General features: G+C 68.3%; 12 protein-coding genes and 1 tRNA gene. 6 read left to right on the forward strand and 7 right to left on the reverse strand.

Annotated features, from left to right (window positions below; genetic code table 11):
- Positions 1-395 precede the first annotated feature (395 nt).
- The 4 genes from ABIC44_RS16905 to ABIC44_RS16920 all read right to left on the reverse strand — a co-directional run bounded on the left by ABIC44_RS16905 (position 396) and on the right by ABIC44_RS16920 (position 3,757).
- Positions 396-1,028, reverse strand: a complete 633-nt coding sequence (locus ABIC44_RS16905; RefSeq protein ID WP_307101847.1) for a LolA family protein — start codon at positions 1,026-1,028, stop codon at positions 396-398.
- Between the two features lie 67 nt (positions 1,029-1,095).
- The gene (locus ABIC44_RS16910) at positions 1,096-2,490 is read right to left on the reverse strand and encodes a carbohydrate porin (protein WP_354296659.1); all 1,395 of its coding nucleotides are present in this window, start codon (positions 2,488-2,490) and stop codon (positions 1,096-1,098) included.
- A 112-nt stretch (positions 2,491-2,602) separates the two neighbouring features.
- On the reverse strand, positions 2,603-3,064 hold the full coding sequence (gene msrB, locus ABIC44_RS16915; RefSeq protein WP_354296660.1) for a peptide-methionine (R)-S-oxide reductase MsrB: 462 nt from the start codon (positions 3,062-3,064) through the stop codon (positions 2,603-2,605).
- 21 nt (positions 3,065-3,085) lie between these two features.
- Positions 3,086-3,757, reverse strand: coding sequence for a DsbA family oxidoreductase (locus ABIC44_RS16920; RefSeq protein WP_354296661.1), 672 nt, complete (start codon positions 3,755-3,757; stop codon positions 3,086-3,088).
- A gap of 148 nt (positions 3,758-3,905) precedes the next feature.
- Between ABIC44_RS16920 and ABIC44_RS16925 the strand changes: the two genes are divergently transcribed.
- Positions 3,906-4,655, forward strand: a complete 750-nt coding sequence (locus ABIC44_RS16925) for an SDR family NAD(P)-dependent oxidoreductase (protein WP_354296662.1) — start codon at positions 3,906-3,908, stop codon at positions 4,653-4,655.
- Here ABIC44_RS16925 and ABIC44_RS16930 read toward each other — a convergent pair whose 3' ends face one another.
- Entirely contained in the window at positions 4,656-5,138 is a 483-nt protein-coding gene (locus ABIC44_RS16930; protein WP_354296663.1) for a GNAT family N-acetyltransferase, read from the reverse strand. It abuts the gene before it with no gap.
- A 196-nt stretch (positions 5,139-5,334) separates the two neighbouring features.
- A tRNA-Gly gene (locus ABIC44_RS16935) sits at positions 5,335-5,409 on the reverse strand.
- A gap of 131 nt (positions 5,410-5,540) precedes the next feature.
- Here ABIC44_RS16935 and ABIC44_RS16940 point away from each other — a divergent pair.
- The 4 genes from ABIC44_RS16940 to clpS all read left to right on the forward strand — a co-directional run bounded on the left by ABIC44_RS16940 (position 5,541) and on the right by clpS (position 11,657).
- Positions 5,541-6,302 (forward strand): ImuA family protein, encoded by a 762-nt coding sequence (locus ABIC44_RS16940; RefSeq protein WP_354296664.1) that lies wholly within the window; start codon positions 5,541-5,543, stop codon positions 6,300-6,302.
- The gene (locus tag ABIC44_RS16945) at positions 6,193-7,746 is read left to right on the forward strand and encodes a DinB/UmuC family translesion DNA polymerase (protein ID WP_354296665.1); all 1,554 of its coding nucleotides are present in this window, start codon (positions 6,193-6,195) and stop codon (positions 7,744-7,746) included. The genes ABIC44_RS16940 and ABIC44_RS16945 overlap by 110 nt, the downstream gene beginning before the upstream one ends.
- A gap of 146 nt (positions 7,747-7,892) precedes the next feature.
- Positions 7,893-11,186 carry an error-prone DNA polymerase gene (locus ABIC44_RS16950; protein ID WP_354296666.1) on the forward strand — a complete coding sequence of 1,098 codons (3,294 nt, stop codon included), beginning with the start codon at positions 7,893-7,895 and terminating at the stop codon, positions 11,184-11,186.
- Positions 11,187-11,300: 114 nt separating this feature from the next.
- Entirely contained in the window at positions 11,301-11,657 is a 357-nt protein-coding gene (gene clpS / locus ABIC44_RS16955; RefSeq protein WP_307104689.1) for an ATP-dependent Clp protease adapter ClpS, read from the forward strand.
- Between the two features lie 33 nt (positions 11,658-11,690).
- Here the strand turns inward: clpS and ABIC44_RS16960 are convergent, their stop codons facing one another.
- Complete coding sequence (locus ABIC44_RS16960) at positions 11,691-12,632, reverse strand: NAD(P)/FAD-dependent oxidoreductase (RefSeq protein WP_354296667.1); 942 nt, start codon at positions 12,630-12,632, stop codon at positions 11,691-11,693.
- 314 nt (positions 12,633-12,946) lie between these two features.
- Here ABIC44_RS16960 and katG point away from each other — a divergent pair, with 314 nt between their 5' ends.
- The gene (katG, locus tag ABIC44_RS16965) at positions 12,947-15,208 is read left to right on the forward strand and encodes a catalase/peroxidase HPI (RefSeq protein ID WP_354296668.1); all 2,262 of its coding nucleotides are present in this window, start codon (positions 12,947-12,949) and stop codon (positions 15,206-15,208) included.
- Positions 15,209-15,213: the final 5 nt, after the last annotated feature.

Below are 15,213 nucleotides of genomic sequence, written 5' to 3' on the forward strand. Positions count from 1 at the left end.
CCAAGCGCGCCTCCAAGACCCAAAACATGCTCGAGGTCACCCTCGACATATTCCTCGCCAGAAAACGCCTGCAGAGTCCGGGGTGAACACTCCCCCTGCAAGGGGAGGTGGCGCGCATCGCGCGTCGGATGGCTGTCCCGCTCTCGATAGGGTGACACCCCTCCGTCAGGCCTGCCGGCCTGCCACCTCCCCTTGCAGGGGAGGAATGGGGGGCGTCAAAAAGAAAGGCCCCCGCTCCGGGGGCATGGAGCGAGGGCCGACCTAGCGTTCGTCACGCAGGCGGGATGAGGGTGCCTGTCCGAGCAACAGGGGGGAATCTCGAACACCCCTCAACCGCAAGGCCCTGATAGGACAGGAAACCTGTCGCCTGGATGAATGAAATAGTCCGCGACCGTTCAGTTTCGTGCCGCCGCTCTCCGCGGGTCGTTGAATCGGAACGCCTTGTCGTCCACCGGCACGCCGAAGCGCTGGTTGGACAGGCGAATCGTGGTCCGGTTGTTCTGGCTGTCGAGCGCGACCCAGCCCTGCATCATCAGCCCGCCCGGCGCGGCGGCGTCGCGCGCGAAGACCAGGGTGATCTTGCCATATTCGGGATGCTTGGGGTCGTTCGCCTCAACCGAGAGCAGGCGGGGATCGGCGCTGGGCACGACCTTGGCATAACGGCCGATGTCGCGGCTGGGGTCGAGCAGCACGCCCAGCGGCGAGTTCTTGATCGGCCAGCGTTGCACCTGCTTGACCGAATAATCGATGAAGGTCAGCGCGCCGCCATCGGCGACGATCAGCAGGGGCACGCCCTTTTCATACTGGAACCGAATCTTGCCCGGCTTCTTCATGGTCAGCGTGCCGGTCAGCACCTTGCCCGCGCGGTCGGTCTGGGTGAAGTCGGCGGTCATCGTCTGCACCGATTGCAGGTGACGCTGCACCGCCGCCAGGTCGCCATTGGCCTGGGCCAGCGCGGGGACGGGGGCGGCGACCATCGCCATGGCGGTCGGCGCCAGCAGGGCGGACGCCACAATCGAACGGATCATCAAAACACTCCTTTGGGCACGCCTGTCCTTGCGCGCCGTCTATTGAACGGGTCGTGAATCGCGGGTGTTACAGGGTGAAGGCGGCCTTCAGCCCCAATATGGTGACGTCGTCGGCCTGCGAATAGCCGCCCGGATGATGGACGAACTGGACGTTGGGCCGCATCTCCAGCCACTCCGCCGGGTGGATGCTGTAATAGACCTCGGCGGCATATTCCGATCCCTGCACCGCAGGCCGGGTGGGATCGAGCCGCTGGCCGTCCGCCACCCGCCCGTTCACATGCGTCCGCGCCACGCCGAAGCCTAGCACGTCGCCGGGCACGGCGGGGACCAGCCCCTTGTAGAACAACCCGGCCGCGACCTGATTGTCGGTGACGCTGGTCGCACGATCGGCCTGGGTCGCGTTGAGGAAGACGCTGAGGCCGTTCTCCGCCTTGCCGTCCTTGGTCGCGCCGGTCAGTTGCTGCTGGATATTGATATAGACGCCGTAGTGGCTGCTCCGCTCCAGCGGGGCCAGGCCAGTGATCGCGATCGGACGACGGTTGATGTCCAGGAAGACGTCCGCCGCATCCGCCGTCGCGACCCAGCCGCCCAACTTGTACGACCCGATCCGCCCGGCGGTCGGGTTGCGGATCCAGCCGATCTCGGCGGGGACCAGCACGCCGGTCGCGCCCTTGAAATGGCCGATGAAGAAGTCGGTATCCAGGTTGCGCGGATTGATCTCATAGACCGCGCCCTGGACATACAGGTCGTCGCGCGGTTCGTAGCGCAGCCGCGCGCCCCACTGGCTGACCGGCCAGTTTTGCCAATAGTCGCCGACCAGATTGCCCGGCTGTGCGCCGCAGAAGCTGAGATTCATGAAATGGCAGGAGAAGATGGCGAAATCCTCGCCCGGATTGGTGCGGCCCAGCTTCAGCTCGAACCGTTCGCCGATCCGCTGCTCGTACCAGAACTGGGTCAGGCGCAGCGTCTGGCCGCGACCATAGACCTCCTGCACCTGTTGCAGCGTGCCCAGATTGGCGTCGTCGCTCAGGTTGCGGCCGCGCCGATAGGTGAGGGTGGCCTGGAACGCCCCGCCCTTCAGCCCCATCACCTTTTCCAGATCGAACAGCGCGCCCGCATCGAACTGCCCGGTTTCGCGGAACAGCGTCTTGCGCCCGCCGGTCAGGTTCGCGGCACTTTCGGAGGCATAGCGCGCGGTGACGGTGATGCCGCGTTCGTTCAGCCGCGTGCGGATCTTGTGCCAGTCGCCGATGATCCCCGGCGGCGGGGTGCGACGCGTATCGGCGGTGATCGCGGACGGCGCGCTATCGGAGGGGCGGACCGCGCGGCGGCGGGTCGGGATTCGCTGCGTATCGCCGGTGGCGGCATCGGGCGTGATGCGCGCGGCGGTGGGGACGGGGTCGGTGGTCTGTTGCGGTGACAGCGGGGCCGCGAGCAGCAACGGCGCCCATCCCCAGATCATCGCCATCCTATAGCCCCCCCGTTTTCCAAGACTTATCGTTGCGCGGGCCTAACGATCCGGGGGGCAAAAGGTGCCGTAAACGTCAATCCTCTCCGCGCCGGGGAGGATCGGGTCAGCCCTGCTCCGCCGCGCGGACCTGGTCGACATAGTCGCCATATCCTTGCGCCTCCATCTCGCCGAGCGGCACGAAGCGCAGCGAGGCCGAGTTGATGCAGTAGCGCAGGCCGCCGCGATCGCGCGGGCCGTCGGGGAAGACATGGCCCAGATGGCTGTCGCCATGCGCCGAGCGGACCTCGGTGCGGATCATGCCGTGCGTGGTGTCGCGCAGTTCGTTGACATGGGCGGGCTCGATCGGCCGGGTGAAGCTGGGCCAACCGCAATGCGAATCGAACTTGTCGGCGGAGGCGAACAGCGGCTCGCCCGAGACGATATCGACATACAGGCCCGGCTCGCGGGTGTGGAGATATTCGCCGGTGCCGGGGCGCTCGGTGCCGCTCTGCTGGGTCACATAATATTGCTCGGGGGTCAGCCTGGCCAGGGCTTCCTCGGTCTTGGCGTAACGGGTGTCGGTCATGGCGTGTCCTTTCCCAAAGATTCAGGCGTCGGCAGGTTCGGCGGCCAGGATCTGGCGCAGCGCCTGCTCGAAGGATTCGGGCGGCTGTCCGCCCGAGATGAGATAGCGGTTGTCGATCACGATGGCGGGCACCGACTGGATGCCGCGCCCCTGCCACAGCCGCTCCGCCTCGCGCACCTCGGCGGCATAGCGATCGGAGGACAGGATCGCGCGCGCCTCGTCCTGGGGGAGACCGGCACGGACGGCGGCGGCGGCCAGGATCTCGTGATCCGAAATATCCTGTCCCTGCGTGAAATAGCTGTCGAACAGTGCGTGTTTCAGCGCGGCCTGTCGCCCCTCGATCCCCGCCCAGTGGAGCAGGCGGTGCGCATCGAAGCTGTTATAGATTCGCGACGTGTCGCCCATCGCCATGGTGAAGCCCACCGCCGCCGCGCGCTCGCGGATCGTCGCGCGGTTGGCCGCCGACTGTTCGGGGGTGGCGCCATATTTGCGGCCGATATGCTCGACGATATTCTCGCCCTCGGGCGCCATGGCGGGATTCAGCTCGAACGGCTGGAAGTGCAGATCGACCTCGACCGCCGCGCCCGACGAGTCCGCCAGCCGCTCCAGCGCGATCTCCAGCCCGCGCAGGCCGATGATGCACCAGGGGCAGGAGATGTCGGAGACGAAATCGATCCGGATGGGGCGGGGCATGGGCGGTCCTATGGCGGGCGGGAAGGGCCCTTATGTGGGGATGCCGTCCGGCTTCGAAAGGGGGGCGGAACGCAAAGCCCCCGGCGGGTCTTTGCCATCGACGGGTCGCAGCCGCTACGACACCGGCCTGCTCCAAGGAGATGACTGCATGACCAAGACAGCCCTTATCACCGGCGCCACCGCCGGAATCGGCGCCAGCGCCGCGCGTGCGTTCGTCGCGAGCGGCTGGCGGGTGATCGGCACCGGGCGCCGGGCGGACCGGCTCCAGGCGCTGGCGGAGGAACTGGGTGGGGCCTTCCATCCGCTCGCCTTCGACATCACCGACGAGGCGGCGCTCGACGCCGCGCTGGGCGACCTGCCGCCCGACTTCGCCGGGATCGACCTGCTGATCAACAATGCCGGACTGGCGCTGGGCACGAAGCCCGCCCAGGACAGCGACCTGGCCCAGTGGCGCACGATGATCGCGACCAATATCGACGGGCTGATCACCATCACCCACCGGCTGCTCCCCCGCCTGATCGAACGGCGCGGGGGGATCATCAACCTGTCCTCGGTGGCGGCGAACTATCCCTATACCGGCGGCAACGTCTATGGCGGGACCAAGGCGTTCGTGAAGCAATTCTCGCTCAACCTGCGCGCCGACCTGCATGGCAAGGGGGTGCGCGTCACCTCGATCGAGCCGGGCATGGTCGAGACCGAGTTCACCACGGTCCGCACCGGCGGCGACCAGGCGGCGTCGGACGCACTCTATGCGGGGTCCAACCCGATGACGGGCGAGGACATCGCCGCGACATTGCTCTGGGTCGCCGAATTGCCGCCGCATCTCAACATCAACCGGCTGGAACTGATGCCGGTCAGCCAGTCCTTTGCGGGCTTCCAGGTCGCGCGCGAGGGCTGATCACAACGGCCGGTGCATGACCAGTGCCTCTACCGGCCCCAGCGCCGGGTGCCGGAACGCCCCCGGCACCCGGCCGACCGTGGCAAAGCCCAGCGCGGTCCACAGATGCACGGCGGCGGCGTTGCTGGCCACCACGAAGTTGAACTGCATCGCGGTGAAGCCGTGCGCGCGGGCCTGATCCAAGGAATGCCGCGCCATCGCCCGCGCGACGCCTTTGCCGCGCGCGACCGGGGCGGTCATATAGCCCGCATTGGCGACATGATCCCCGCCGCCCGCCTGATTGGCGCGCAGATAATAGGTGCCGAGGATCGCACCATCCTCCTCCGCGACGAAGACCGTCTTGTCCCCACCGAACCAGTAAGCGAGCGCGGCCTCCTCGGACATGGCCGGGTCGAGCGCATAGGTCTCGCCCGCGCGGATCACCGGCAGGATGATCGCGGCGATGGCGGAGGCTTCGGCGGGGGAGGCGGGGCGAATCGGCATGGGGCGGATTCTAAGGCCGAATGACGGTCAGGTCGCGCGATATGGCGGCCATGGTCCCCGAGCCGGCGAAGGGGGCGCACTTGACCGCTGAACGACGCGACACATTGGCGCTTCCATGCAGGGGGCGATATGCAGGTGATGTGAGATTTTATGGGATCGTCGCTGGCGACGAAGGCGATCTCTTCCGAGAGATCGCTGGAGCGGGCGAAGGGATTCGAACCCTCGACCCCAACCTTGGCAAGGTTGTGCTCTACCCCTGAGCTACGCCCGCTCTGGCGTTCCGAACCGGCTGACCGGCTGGGGTGAGGCGGGCTATTAGATGTGGGTTTCGAATCCGGCAAGCACTTTTTTCAATTTTTTTACGGCTGGCGACTCCGTCAATAGAACATTACAAGAACATATATGGAGGAGCCCTTTGCCCTGATCGATCGTCTGCGCCGCGCGGCCGCGCTGGTGGAGCAGGCGCGTGACGGCGAAGAGGGGAACGAAAAAGGCGCGCCGCCCCGGCTGGCGCGGGCGCAACTCCATGAGGTTCATGCGCTTTCCCAGGAATCGGCGGCCAGCGGCGCGGGATTCGCGATCGGATGCGTGCTGGCCGGCGCGGCGCGGCCGATCCTGTGGCTGCGCACCGAGGCGGCGGAGCGGCAGGGCGGGCGACTCCATGGGCCGGGGCTGATCGCGATGGGGCTCGACCCCGCCGAACTGGTCGTGGTGGTGGTCGCCGACGATGCCGCGCTGCTCCGCGCCGCCGCCGATGGCGCGCGCTGTCCGGGGCTGGGCAGCGTCATCGCCGAGGGCTGGGGGGCGATGCGCGGGCTCGACCTCACCGCCTCGCGCCGGTTGATGCTGGCCGCCGAAGCATCGGGCGTGATGATGATCCTGTTGCGGGTGGGCGGGCAGGTCGTGCCCAGCGCCGCCGCGACCCGCTGGTCGGTCGCGCCCGCCCCGTCGCGCGCACTCGCCGCCGATGCGCCGGGGGCGCCCGCCTATGATCTGGAATTGCTGCGCCGACGGGGAGGGCCCGCGGGCGCCCGGTGGCGCGTGGAGTGGAACCGTGACACGCAGAGCTTCGATCCCGCGCCGCTATCTGGCCCTCGTCTTCCCCTGGTTGCCGATCGAGCGGTTGAGGGCACGCCGCCCGCACCTGTTCGTGGCGCGGGGTGACGCGCCGATCGCCTTTGCCGAATCGGTGGGCGGGGCGATGCGCCTGGCCGCGCTCGACCCGGCGGCGGTGGCGGCGGGGCTGTCGGTCGGGCTGACGCTGGCCGATGCGCGCGCGCGGGTGCCCGAGGTCGAGGTGTATCCCCATGATCCGGCGGCGGACGCCGACTGGCTGGAACGGCTGGCCGAGGGCGCGCGGCGGTACAGCCCGGCGGTGGCGCTCGACCCGCCACAGGGGCTGGTGCTCGATTCGGGCGGAGCGGACCATCTGTTCGGCGGCGAGCGCGGGCTGGCCGAGGATATCGAGACGCGGATGGCCAGGCGCGGCATCACCGTCCGGCTGGCTTATGGCGACACGCCCGAGGCGGCGCGCGCGCTCGCGCGGCATGCGGGGGCGCCCGCCCCGGACGAGATGGGCGCGATCCGCCGCCTGCCCGTCGCCGCGCTGGAACTGGACGAGGATGGCTGTGCGGCGCTGGTCGCGGCGGGGCTGAAGTCGGTCGGCGATGTGCTGGCGCGGCCGATGGCGACGATCGCCGCGCGATTCGGGCGCGAGGCGGCCACCGCGCTCCGGCGGCTGACCGGCGAGGAGGACAGCCCGCTGACCCCGCGCGTCGTCGCGACCCCGATCGCGGTGGAGCGCCGCTTTGCCGAGCCGGTGGCGCGGACCGAGCATATGCTGGCGGTGCTGGAGGAACTGGCGGGAGAGGCGGCGCGCGCGCTGGAAGAGCGGCACGAGGGCGGCCGCCGCTGGGACGCGCGGCTGTTTCGTGCCGATGGCGAGGTGCAGGCCTTGCGCGTCGAGACGGGACAGCCGACGCGCGACCCGGCGGTGCTGCTGCGGCTGTTCCGCGAGCGGATCGAGGCGCTGGCCGATCCGCTCGACCCCGGTTTCGGCTATGACCTGATCCGGCTGGATGTGGGGCTGGCCGAGAAGCTGGACGCGGTGCAGCTGCGGCTGGAGGGGGGCGAGGCCAGGACCGAGGCGGTCGCCGCGCTGATCGACCGGCTGGGCACAAGGCTGGGGCGCGAGCGGGTGCGGCGAATCCATCCGCGCGACAGCCATATGCCCGAACAGGCCGAATTGCTGCTCCCCGCGACCGACCCGACACCCAGGGCCGAATGGACCCGGCCCGAGCCGGGCGAGCCGCCGTCGCGCCCCATCCACCTGTTCGATCCGCCCCAGCCGATCGAGTCGCTCGCCGCCGAAACGCCCGACGGCCCGCCCGCGCGCTTTCGCTGGCGGCGCAAGCTGCACGATGTGGCGCGCGCGGAAGGGCCCGAGCGGATTGCGGGCGAATGGTGGCGCCGCGCCGACATGGCGCCGCCCACCCGTGACTATTACCGGGTGGAGGATGTACGCGGGCGGCGCTTCTGGATCTTCCGCCACGGCCTCTACAGCGAGACCGAGCGGCCGCGCTGGTATGTGCACGGGCTGTTCGCATGAGGGGGAATGCCACAATCCTCCCCGGCACGGGGAGGGGGACCATGCGCAGCATGGTGGAGGGGGCGTGCCGCACACTATGTCCCTTGTGGCAGCCCCCCTCCGTCAGCGCTTACGCGCTGCCACCTCCCCGTGCCGGGGAGGATTAAGTGGCTGACTTCGCCGAACTGGTCGCGGCGACGCATTATTCCTTTCTCGACGGGGCGAGTCCGGCGGAGGATATGGTGGCCCGAGCCTATGAGTTGGGCCTCAACGGCATCGGCATCGTCGATCGCAACACCGTCGCAGGAGTCGTGCGCGCCCTCAAAGCCTGGCGAAAGGCCTGCGCGTCAGCGGCGGAGATCGGCGGACCCCCGCCACCGACCCTGGTCGTGGGCGCGCGGCTGGTCTTTGCCGATGGCACGCCCGACATCGTCGCCTATCCGGTCGATCGCACCGGCTGGGGGCGGCTGACCCGGTTGCTGACGCTGGGCAACAAGCGCGCGAGGAAAGGCGGCTGCATCCTGGGGCTGGGCGATCTGGTCCGCCATGCCGAGGATCTGCTGCTGATCGCGCTTCCCCAATCGAGCGCGCGCGCCTGCGAGCCGATGCCGGATGCGATGCTGCCGCCCCGGCGCGCCGATCCGGGGCTGGCGGCGACGCTCGACCGGCTGGTCGCGGCGGCGCCGGGGCGGGTGTGGCTGGGCGTGACCATGCCGAGAGGGGGCGCGGACCGGCGGCGGCTGATGGCGCAGGCGGCGCTGGCCGAGGCGCGGGGCGTGCCCCTGCTCGCCACCACCGATGCGCTGTTCGCCGAACCCGGTGACCGTCCGGTACAGGATATACTGACCTGTATTCGCGAAGGTCTGACCATCCGCACCGGCGGACGGCGGCTGGCGGCCAATGCCGAGCGGCACCTGAAGCCCGCCGCCGAAATGGCACGGCTGTTCGCCGACCGGCCGGGGGCGGTGGACGAGAGTATCGCGATCCTCGACCGGATCACATTCCGGCTGGAGCACCTGTCCTACGACTATCCGCATGAGCCGGTGCCCGAAGGGTGGGAGGCGCAGGACTGGCTGGACGAACTGGTCCGGCGGGAGGCCGCCGCGCGCTTCCCCGAGGGCGTTCCGGCCCGGTTGCGGGATACGCTGGACATGGAACTCGCGCTGATCCGCGAGCGCCACTATGCGCATTATTTCCTGACCGTGCATGATGTGGTGAGCCATGCGCGCGGCTTGAAGCCGCCGATCCTCTGCCAGGGACGCGGCTCGGCGGCCAATTCGGCGGTATGCTGGATATTGGGCGTCACCTCGGTCGATCCGACCCGGCATGACCTGCTCTTTTCGCGCTTCGTATCGGCCGAGCGGGGCGAGCCGCCCGATATCGACATCGATTTCGAACATGAGCGGCGCGAGGAGGTGATCCAGTATATCTACAACCGCTATGGTCGCCACCGCGCCGCGATCGCCGCGACCGTCATCCATTACCGCCCGCGCAGCACGGTGCGTGAGGTCGGTCGCGCGCTGGGTCTGAGCGAGGATGTGACGCAAAGGCTGACCAGCACCATCTGGGGCAGCTTTTCCAAGCAGTTCGAGGAAAAGCGGTTCCACGAAACCGGCTTTTCCCCCGACAATCCGGAGATCGCCCGGCTGCGCACGCTGGTCGACCGGCTGCTGGGCGCGCCGCGGCATCTGTCGCAGCATGTCGGCGGCTTCGTGCTGACGCAAGGAAGGCTCGACGAAACGGTGCCGATCCATAACGGCGCGATGGAGGGGCGGACCTTCATCGAATGGGACAAGGACGATATCGACGAGCTGAAGATCATGAAGGTCGACATATTGGCGCTCGGCATGCTGACCTGCATCCGCAAGGCGTTCGACCTGATGGAGGCGAACGGGATGCCGCGCCCCGACCTCACCGATCTGGCGCAGGAGGAGGATGATCGCGTCTACGCGATGCTGCAAAAGGGGGACAGCATCGGCGTGTTCCAGGTGGAAAGCCGCGCCCAGATCAACATGCTGCCCCGGCTGAAGCCGAAGGAATTCTACGACTTGGTGGTACAGGTCGCGATCGTCCGGCCGGGGCCGATCGAGGGGGACATGGTCCATCCCTATCTGCGCCGCCGCGCGGGCAAGGAGCCGGTCAGCTATCCGTCCCCGACCAAAGGCCCGGCGGACGAATTGCGGACGCTGCTCGGCAAGACCTATGGCGTGCCGCTGTTCCAGGAACAGGCGATGAAGCTGGCCATCACGGCGGCGGGATTTACCCCTGACGAGGCCAATGGCCTGCGCCGTGCCATGGCGACGTTCCGCAATGTCGGGACCATCAAGGGTTTCCGCGAGAAGATGATCGGCGGCATGGTCCGGCGCGGATACGAACCCGACTTCGCCGAGCGCTGTTTCAAGCAGATCGAGGGGTTCGGCTCCTATGGCTTTCCCGAGAGCCATGCGCTGTCCTTCGCGCGGCTGGTCTATGTCTCGGCCTGGCTGAAATGCCATCAGCCCGCGATCTTCACCTGCGCGCTGCTCAACGCCCAGCCCATGGGATTCTATGCCCCCGCCCAGCTCGTCCGCGATGCGCGCGAAAATGGCGGGGTCGAGGTGCGGCCGGTCGATGTGAATCACAGCGGCTGGGATAACCGGCTGGAGCGGCGCGCGGACGGTCGCTTCGCGCTGCGGCTGGGCTTTCGTCAGTTGGATGCGTTTCGCGAGGATTGGGGCAACGCCATCGCCACCCACGCCCCCTATGAGACGATCGAATCGGTCGCGATCCGCGCGCAGCTTCCCCGCCGTGCGCTCGACTTGCTGGCACAGGGGGACGCCTATCGCTCGCTGGGGCAGGGGCGGCGCGAGGGGCAGTGGGAGGCGCGGCGGATGAAGGCGGCGCAACTGCCGCTGTTCGCCGCGATGCAGGCCCCCGAAATGGCCGCCGAGCCGGAGGTGACGCTGCCGCCCATGACGCTGTCCGAACAGGTCAGTGCCGATTACCGCACGACCCGCTTGTCGCTGAAGGGGCATCCGATGGCGTTCCTGCGCGCCGAACTGGCGGCGGAGGGGGTGTTGTCCGCCGCCGACCTCCGCAATCTGCGCGACGGGCGGCGGGCGAAGGTGGCGGGGGTGGTGCTGGTCCGCCAGCGGCCGGGCAAGGGCCATGCGATCTTCGTCACGATCGAGGACGAGACGGGAATCGTCAACGCGCTGCTCTGGGCGCGCGATTTCGAGGCGAATCGGCGCGCGGTGATGGCCTCGCGGTTGATGCTGCTCCACGGCGTGATCCAGCGCAGCGAGGAGGGCGTCGTCCATCTGATGACCGCCGGTGTCGAGGATCGCAGCGCGATGCTCGCCCGGCTGGAGGATGTGCCCGCCGCGCCGACCCGCTCGCCCGATCCGCGCGGGCCGGTCGCGCCGCGCGGGGTGCATCCGCGCGACGTCCGCCTGCTCCCCCGCTCGCGCGATTTTCATTGAAGGCGGCAATTTCTGCGACGGCGACCCGCCGAAGGACTTGTGCCCACCCCCCGCCATGCCATATTTTACCTCATCATGGCCCTGAACAACGATCTCCTCACCCCGCCTTCGGGGATGACCGGCAATGGGCCGGGGCGCGGGCCCGGCCAGGGGCCCGATCATGGCGACGATGACGGTTCCGGCCTGGGCGTCGCGACCCGCACTCGCGCACGGACCAAGCAGCCGACGCCGTACCGGGTGCTGATGCTCAACGACGACTATACCCCGATGGAATTCGTCGTGCTGTGCCTTCAGCGGTTTTTCCGGATGAGCATGGACGATGCGACCCGCGTGATGCTGCACGTGCACCAGCGCGGGGTCGGGGTGTGTGGCGTCTTCTCCTATGAAGTCGCCGAGACCAAGGTGGCGCAGGTCATCGACTTTGCGCGTGCCAACCAACATCCGCTTCAGTGCACGCTCGAAAAGGCGTGACCGCGCGCGGGTGAGGGGGATGCCCCCCGCTCGCTATCCCGACGACAGACCGTCCGCCGCCTGCCGACCGGACATCCAGGCGCTCTCCACGCGCGGCGCGATCAGCCAGTCGCCGCACGCCGCCAGCGCGATGTCGGGCCGGACATGCGCGCCCGTCCCGCCCTTGGCCGAACGGGCATAGCGCCAGCGATGCGCCGCGGCATGGACCGGCGGCGGCAATGATCCCGTCTGCTCCTCGAAAGCGCGCAACAGCGATGCGGTGACCGAGGCGGCATCGCGCTCCAGATGCCGTCGCGACCAGTCCTCGGTCGCGTGGATCGTCCAGGCCTCGCCGCCGCCATGCCCCGGCTTGGCGGGGTTGCGCGCCGCCCAGTCGATCGGATCGCGAAGGGCGGGCACGTCCGCCACCGACAGCCGCGTGTCGAACCCCAGCATCACCGTCCAGCAGGGCGCCGAAGGGCAGGCGGCGGCGCGCTGCGCCAGTCCGGGGTCGTGCGCGCCGATCAGCGGGCCGACCTGTTCGGCCGGGATCGCCAGCACCAGCGCGTCGAACGGCCCTTCGCAGCCTTCGTCATGGATCAGCGTCCAGCCCGTCGCGTCGCGCGCGACCGATCGGATATGGGTCGACCAGCGGACCGGATGCGCCCCGGCCATATGCGCCGGGATCGTCGCCATGGCGGGCGTGCCGACCCAGGCATCCGCCCCGGCGGCGGGCCAGCGCGCCACGATTCCCGCTTTTTCCCAGTCGGCGACCTGGCCCGTAAAAAGCGGATCGCGCGCGGTCAGATATTGCGCGCCGTAATCGAAGGCGAAGTCGAGCCCTTCGGCGAAAACCGTCTTGCTCGACAGGCGGCCGCCGGGGCGGCGTCCCTTGTCGAACAGCCGGACGTCGCATCCCGCCTCTGCGGCCCGCGCGGCGCAGGACAGCCCGGCCATGCCCGCCCCGATGATCGCCATCGATCGCATCGTCGCCATTCTCCATTGCGGCCTGCCCGCTCGCACGGGCTCCGTGCGGTTACGCATCGCGGCCGCAAATGATCCGCATCAGCGGCGCAAGCAACCGACTTGATCCATGATGATTTTTTTAACCGCCATCGCCCGCGCGAAAGGATCGACCGCTCCATCGCGACGTTGTTGCGCGCGAAGATCGGCGGACTCGTCCGCCGGTCGGGGACGACATGCCGCCGACGCCATCGCATGGCGGGGATGGGGACTGACCTTCATCTTGCCAGCATGTCGCTGTGTTTCAGTGATTTTCTTTCCCGCTCCGACACGCATGAGGCCAAGGCATGGAAGACTATAAGACGGTTCTCGAAGGCAAGTGCCCCTTTGGCGGGGACCGGATCGGCGGTACCTTCACCACCCCGCCGACGCTGGCGGACTGGTATCCCAATCGCCTGCGCGTCGAGCAGCTTCACCGCCATGGCCCGCGTGCCAATCCGCTGGGCGAAGCGTTCGACTATCGCGCCGCCTTTGCCCGGATCGATTTCGAGGCGCTGAAGGCCGAGATCAAGCAGTTCCTGACCAGCTCGGTCGCCTGGTGGCCGTCCGACTATGGCAATTACGGACCGCAGATGATCCGCATGTCCTGGCACTCGGCGGGCAGCTATCGCATCGCCGACGGACGCGGCGGCGCGGGCGAGGCGATGCAGCGTTTCGCGCCGATCAACAGCTGGTGGGACAATGGCAATGTCGACAAGTCGCGTCGCCTGCTCTGGCCGATCAAGCAGAAATATGGCGCGGCGCTGTCCTGGGCCGACCTGATTGTCCTGACCGGCAATTGCGCGCTCGAGATCATGGGGCTGCCCACCTATGGGTTCGGCGGCGGGCGCGAGGATGCGTGGGAGGCCGACGATGCGGCCTATTGGGGGCCGGAGGTCTTCGACATGACCCAGGTCGATTCGTTCGACGCGATGGTCAATCGCGACAAGCGGTGGCGCGGGGAGAATAGCGACGCCGATTACGACCTGGAACAGCCGCTTGCCGCCTCGCACCAGTCGCTCATCTATGTGAACCCCGAAGGCCCCTATGCGAACGGCGATCCGATGGCTTCGGCGCGGGACATCCGCATCACCTTCACCCGGATGGCGATGAACGACGAGGAGACGGTGGCGCTGATCGCGGGCGGCCATGCCTTCGGCAAGAGCCATGGCATGGTGAAGGCCGACCGGATCGGCGCGCCGCCCGAAATCGCCCCGATCGAGGAGATGGGGCTGGGCTGGCACAATCCCGAGGGCACCGGCAATGCCGAGTTCACGATGACCAACGGCATCGAGGGCAGCTGGACCCAGAACCCGACCCAGTGGGACAACAGCTATCTGGAAAATCTGCTGGGCCTGGAATGGGAACAGACGCGCAGCCCGGCGGGCGCGCTGCAATGGACGCCGGTCGACGGTGACGCGCCGCGCACCCCCGATGCGCATATCGAGGGCAAGACCCATAAGCTGATGATGATGACCAGCGACATCGCGCTGAAGGTCGACCCCGTCTATCGCCCGATCTGCGAGCGGTTCCTGGCCGATTTCGACTATTTCACCGAGCAATTCTCCAAGGCGTGGTACAAGCTGACCCACCGCGACATGGGCCCGCGCGAACGCTATGTCGGGCCCGAGGTGACGATCGAGCCCGACCTGCTGTGGCAGGACCCGATTCCGGTCCGCGACCATCCGCTGATCGACGGGGCCGAGATCGCGCAGCTCAAGCAGCAGATCCTGGATTCGGGCCTGTCGGTGTCGGACCTGGTCTTCACCGCCTTTTCTGCGGCCGTCACCTATCGCGACAGCGACAAGCGGGGCGGCGCCAATGGCGCGCGAATCGCGCTGGCCCCGCAAAAGGACTGGGCGGTCAATCGCCGCACGGTGCCCGTGATCGCCAGGCTCCGAGAGCTGATGGCGGCGTTCAACGACGCGGCGATGGACGGCAAGCGCGTGTCGCTGGCCGACCTGATCGTGCTGGGCGGTTGCGCGGCGGTCGAAAAGGCGGCGGCGGATGCCGGTTTCGCCGAGGCGGTGCCGTTCGGTGCGGGACGGCGCGACACCACCGACGAACTGACCGACGCGGACAGCTTCGAATGGCTCAAGCCCGTGGTCGACGGCTTCCGCAACTATGTGGACGATCAGTTCGCGACGATCACCCGGGGCCGCGTGTCGCCCGAGCAGCTGTTCCTCGACAAGGCGGCGCTGCTGACGCTCAGCGCCCCCGAATGGGTCGTGCTGGCCGGTGGCCTGCGGGTGCTGGGGGCCAATTGGGACGGGTCGCAGGACGGGCTGTTCACCGACCGGGTGGGCGTGCTGACCAATGATTTCTTCCGCGTGCTGACCAGCATGGACTATGTCTGGACCAAGCGCGACGATGCGGGGCTGCGCTTCACGCTCGACGACCGCGACAGTGGCGAGACGCGATTCACCGCGACGCGCAACGACCTGATCTTCGGCGCCAATTCGCAGCTGCGCAACATCGCCGAGGTCTATGCCGCCGAGGACGGCCAGCGCCGTTTCGTCCGCGACTTCATCGCGGTGTGGAACAAGGTGATGACCGCCGATCTTTTCTGATGGCA

It is taken from the genome of Sphingomonas sp. 1185 (assembly GCF_040544655.1).
In the GTDB taxonomy this organism is placed as follows: domain Bacteria; phylum Pseudomonadota; class Alphaproteobacteria; order Sphingomonadales; family Sphingomonadaceae; genus Sphingomonas.